At 54.8% G+C, this 5,781-nt stretch carries 3 rRNA genes; all 3 read right to left on the reverse strand.

Annotated elements, in window-relative coordinates:
• Positions 1-61 precede the first annotated feature (61 nt).
• The 3 genes from rrf to JCM19049_RS07335 all read right to left on the reverse strand — a co-directional run bounded on the left by rrf (position 62) and on the right by JCM19049_RS07335 (position 5,591).
• Positions 62-178: ribosomal RNA gene (rrf, locus tag JCM19049_RS07325) — 5S ribosomal RNA — on the reverse strand.
• 185 nt (positions 179-363) lie between these two features.
• Positions 364-3,501 (reverse strand): 23S ribosomal RNA (locus tag JCM19049_RS07330).
• Between the two features lie 556 nt (positions 3,502-4,057).
• Positions 4,058-5,591 (reverse strand): 16S ribosomal RNA (locus JCM19049_RS07335).
• The 16S, 23S and 5S rRNA genes sit together here, the layout of an rRNA operon.
• Positions 5,592-5,781 lie beyond the last annotated feature (190 nt).

Raw genomic sequence — 5,781 nt, forward strand, 5'->3', positions numbered from 1 at the left:
GGCTTAAACAGGTGAGGCTCCAACCATCACTGGTTGGAGCCTCAAACCCTCCTCAAGTTAAGTCCGGCGGTGTCCTACTCTCCCACACCCTCACGAGTGCAGTACCATCGGCGCAGTGGGCCTTAGCTTCCGGGTTCGGTATGGGACCGGGCGTTTCCCCCACGCTATGACCGCCGTAACAGCAGTGAAACAACCACACACCTGGTGCCGGCTGCAAAACCATCCATGAACAACACCTGCCAACCCCCACACCCCACCAACAAGGGGGGCCTGGGTGGTGTGGTTGTTGTTTCGTAACCGTATAGTGAACGCGAGCAACACTCTTTGCCGAACACCCCACACAAGGGGGGTGGTTTTGTTGTGTGTTGATAAGTCATCGGCCTATTAGTACAGGTCAGCTACACAAGTCTTTAGTCCTTGCTTCCACATCCTGCCTATCAACCCAGTGGTCTAGCTGGGGGCCTCTCACACAAAAAGTGTATGGAAATCTCATCTCGAAGCAGGCTTCCCGCTTAGATGCTTTCAGCGGTTATCCCTTCCAAACGTAGCTAATCAGCGATGCACTTGGCAGTACAACTGACACACCAGAGGTTCGTCCGTCCCGGTCCTCTCGTACTAAGGACAGCCCTTCTCAAATTTCCAACGCGCGCAGCGGATAGGGACCGAACTGTCTCACGACGTTCTAAACCCAGCTCGCGTACCGCTTTAATGGGCGAACAGCCCAACCCTTGGGACCTACTCCAGCCCCAGGATGCGACGAGCCGACATCGAGGTGCCAAACCATGCCGTCGATATGGACTCTTGGGCAAGATCAGCCTGTTATCCCGAGGTACCTTTTATCCGTTGAGCGACGGCCCTTCCACACGGTGCCGCCGGATCACTAGTCCCGACTTTCGTCCCTGCTCGAGCTGTCACTCTCACAGTCAAGCTCCCTTGTGCACTTACACTCAACACCTGATTGCCAACCAGGCTGAGGGAACCTTTGGGCGCCTCCGTTACTCTTTAGGAGGCAACCGCCCCAGTTAAACTACCCATCAGGCACTGTCCCTGAACCAGATCATGGTCCGAAGTTAGGTGACCGGTACAGCCAGAGTGGTATTTCAACGATGACTCCACCCGAACTAGCGTCCAGGCTTCACAGTCTCCCACCTATCCTACACAAGCTGCACCGAACACCAATACCAAACTATAGTAAAGGTCTCGGGGTCTTTCCGTCCTGCTGCGCGTAACGAGCATCTTTACTCGTACTGCAATTTCGCCGAGTTCATGGTTGAGACAGCGGGGAAGTCGTTACTCCATTCGTGCAGGTCGGAACTTACCCGACAAGGAATTTCGCTACCTTAGGATGGTTATAGTTACCACCGCCGTTTACTGGGGCTTAAATTCTCCGCTTCGACCCCAAAGGGTCTAACAGGTCCTCTTAACCTTCCAGCACCGGGCAGGAGTCAGTCCGTATACATCGTCTTGCGACTTCGCACGGACCTGTGTTTTTAGTAAACAGTCGCTTCCCCCTGGTCTCTGCGGCCCACACCCGCTCAGGAAAGCAAGTTTCCCTCACGAGGCAGGCCCCCCTTCTTCCGAAGTTACGGGGGCATTTTGCCGAGTTCCTTAACCATGATTCTCTCGATCGCCTCGGTATTCTCTACCAGATCACCTGTGTCGGTTTCGGGTACGGGCGGACTGGGACCTCACGCCGATGCTTTTCTAGGCAGCATAGGATCACCGAATCACCCACCAAAGTGGGCGCCTATCAGGTCTCAGGCACACGTTCCGCGGATTTGCCAACGAAACACCCTACACCCTTGGACCAGGTCAATTCCATTGCCTGGCTCGGCTACCTTCCTGCGTCACACCTGTTAACACGCTGACCTCACACCCTCGGTTCCCAGCCACCAACCACAACAACCACCCCCCAAAAGGGGGCAGCACGTCATGGCGGCAGGTGGTTAGCATCAGATGCTCAGTATGGGCGGTCCTTCGCCGGTACGGGAATATCAACCCGTTGTCCATCGACTACGCCTGTCGGCCTCGCCTTAGGTCCCGACTAACCCAGGGCAGATTAACTTGACCCTGGAACCCTTGATCATTCGGCGGACGGGTTTCTCACCCGTCATTCGCTACTCATGCCTGCATTCTCACTCGCGTAGCCTCCACCGCTGGTTTCCACCGCGACTTCACCGGCCACACGACGCTCCCCTACCCATCCAAACCACTGGACCACAAAAGCCAATGACATGTTTGAATGACGCAACTTCGGCGGTGTGCTTGAGCCCCGCTACATTATCGGCGCGGAATCACTTGACCAGTGAGCTATTACGCACTCTTTCAAGGGTGGCTGCTTCTAAGCCAACCTCCTGGTTGTCACAGCAACTCCACATCCTTTTCCACTTAGCACACGCTTAGGGGCCTTAGTTGGCGTTCTGGGCTGTTTCCCTCTCGACTATGAAGCTTATCCCCCACAGTCTCACTGCTGCGCTCTAACTTACCGGCATTCGGAGTTTGGCTAAGGTCAGTAACCTTGTAGGCCCATCGCCTATCCAGTAGCTCTACCTCCAGTAAGAAACACGCAACGCTGCACCTAAATGCATTTCGGGGAGAACCAGCTATCACGAAGTTTGATTGGCCTTTCACCCCTACCCACAGCTCATCCCCTCCATTTTCAACTGAAGTGGGTTCGGTCCTCCACACGCTCTTACACGCGCTTCAACCTGGCCATGGGTAGATCACTTCGCTTCGGGTCTAGACCGTGCCACTCAAACGCCCTATTCAGACTCGCTTTCGCTACGACTACCCCACACGGGTTAACCTCGCGACACAGCACTAACTCGCAGGCTCATTCTTCAAAAGGCACGCCATCACAGAACACAAAGCCCTGCTCTAACGGTTTGTAAGCACACGGTTTCAGGTACTATTTCACTCCCCTCCCGGGGTACTTTTCACCATTCCCTCACGGTACTGATTCACTATCGGTCATCAGGTAGTATTCAGGCTTACCAGGTGGTCCTGGCAGATTCACACGGGATTCCTCGAGCCCCGTGCTACTCGGGCACCCACACTAGGACGGCAGCACGCATGATAACTACGGGACTATCACCCTCTCTGGTCCGGCATTCCAACCGATTCACCTATACGCCTGCACCTCATCCCGCCAGCCGAATAGAACTGGCACATATGGACCCCACAACCCCGAAGATGCAACGCCTATCCGCTATCACACACCTACCGGTTTAGCCCCATCCGCGTTCGCTCGCCACTACTAACGGAATCACTATTGTTTTCTTTTCCTGCGGGTACTGAGATGTTTCACTTCCCCGCGTTCCCCCACATGGCCTATACATTCAGCCACGGGTCACACCACATAACATGGTGCCGGGTTTCCCCATTCGGAAATCCTGGCCTCAACGTCCGGTTATCGACTCCACCAGGCTTATCGCAGATTCCCACGTCCTTCATCGGCTCCTGATGCCAAGGCATCCACCGTGCGCCCTTAAAAACTTTCAACACAATCATCCATCCATCACAGACAAACGACAGCACAGAAAACCTCAAATACATGAGCAACAAAACAATCAACAAAATCACAAAACAACAAACACCCACACACACAAAATGCGGCAGGCACCTGTCATTTCAAGATGCTCGCGTTCACTATACAGTTCCCAAACAACAACCCCACACCCCCACACCACACACCCACACAAGCGGGCACGCGTGCCAAGGACACAGGAAAACAAACATGGTCTTTCAACCGAAACACCAAGAACACCACACCCACCACAACGGCAGGCACAGCATGCTTGTTGCCTCAAAACCCAACAGTGCGCCACAACCCAGTACCACAAGCACCACCACCAGCCTTCCAACCACAAGCCCCCACAAAGGAAACCCACGGCGTACTCACCAGCAGCACCACCCACAGCACCAAACCCGACCACAACCCCCACACCCAAACAGTGCACGGACCACGACCGATAGTTCATTGATATTCCACCCATGAGCAACCCGCCCACCAACACTCGTGGCGGCAACGGGCAACCAATAATGGTTAGCTCCTTAGAAAGGAGGTGATCCAGCCGCACCTTCCGGTACGGCTACCTTGTTACGACTTAGTCCCAATCGCCAGTCCCACCTTCGACGACTCCCCCCACACAAGGTGGTTAGGCCATCGGCTTCGGGTGTTACCAACTTTCGTGACTTGACGGGCGGTGTGTACAAGGCCCGGGAACGTATTCACCGCAGCGTTGCTGATCTGCGATTACTAGCGACTCCGACTTCATGGGGTCGAGTTGCAGACCCCAATCCGAACTGAGACCGGCTTTTAGGGATTAGCTCCACCTCACAGTATCGCAACCCATTGTACCGGCCATTGTAGCATGCGTGAAGCCCAAGACATAAGGGGCATGATGATTTGACGTCATCCCCACCTTCCTCCGAGTTGACCCCGGCAGTCTCCCATGAGTCCCCGGCATAACCCGCTGGCAACATGGAACGAGGGTTGCGCTCGTTGCGGGACTTAACCCAACATCTCACGACACGAGCTGACGACAACCATGCACACCTGTGAACCAGCCCAAAAGGGGAAAGACCATCTCTGGCCCGGTCTGGAACATGTCAAGCTTGGTAAGGTTCTTCGCGTTGCATCGAATTAATCCGCATGCTCCGCCGCTTGTGCGGGCCCCCGTCAATTCCTTTGAGTTTTAGCCTTGCGGCCGTACTCCCCAGGCGGGGCACTTAATGCGTTAGCTACGGCGCGGAAAACGTGGAATGTCCCCCACACCTAGTGCCCAACGTTTACGGCATGGACTACCAGGGTATCTAATCCTGTTCGCTCCCCATGCTTTCGCTCCTCAGCGTCAGTAAATGCCCAGAGACCTGCCTTCGCCATCGGTGTTCCTCCTGATATCTGCGCATTTCACCGCTACACCAGGAATTCCAGTCTCCCCTACATCACTCTAGTCTGCCCGTACCCACCGCAGATCCGAGGTTGAGCCTCGGACTTTCACGGCAGACGCGACAAACCGCCTACGAGCTCTTTACGCCCAATAATTCCGGATAACGCTTGCGCCCTACGTATTACCGCGGCTGCTGGCACGTAGTTAGCCGGCGCTTCTTCTGCAAGTACCGTCACCCCCAAAAGGGGCTTCTTCCCTACTGAAAGAGGTTTACAACCCGAAGGCCGTCATCCCTCACGCGGCGTCGCTGCATCAGGCTTTCGCCCATTGTGCAATATTCCCCACTGCTGCCTCCCGTAGGAGTCTGGGCCGTGTCTCAGTCCCAGTGTGGCCGGTCACCCTCTCAGGCCGGCTACCCGTCGTCGCCTTGGTGAGCCATTACCTCACCAACAAGCTGATAGGCCGCGAGTCCATCCCCAACCGATAAATCTTTCCACCCCCTGCCATGCAGCAGGAAGTCATATCCGGTATTAGACCCAGTTTCCCGGGCTTATCCCGAAGTCAGGGGCAGGTTACTCACGTGTTACTCACCCGTTCGCCACTAATCCACCGGTGCAAGCACCAGCATCATCGTTCGACTTGCATGTGTTAAGCACGCCGCCAGCGTTCATCCTGAGCCAGGATCAAACTCTCCATAAAAAACAAGAAAAGCACACCACCAACCACCACACGGCAGCCAATGATGCAATCCCGGCGAATAAAAAACACTCAACCACCACACACGGGGGTGCGGGCGATCAAGCAAATAAATGTTTCGTATTCACCAAACAAAAATAATTTGGTATCAACAAACTTGGCACACTATTGAGTTCTCAAACAACAAGCGCTT

Source organism: Arthrobacter sp. JCM 19049, from assembly GCF_001310435.1.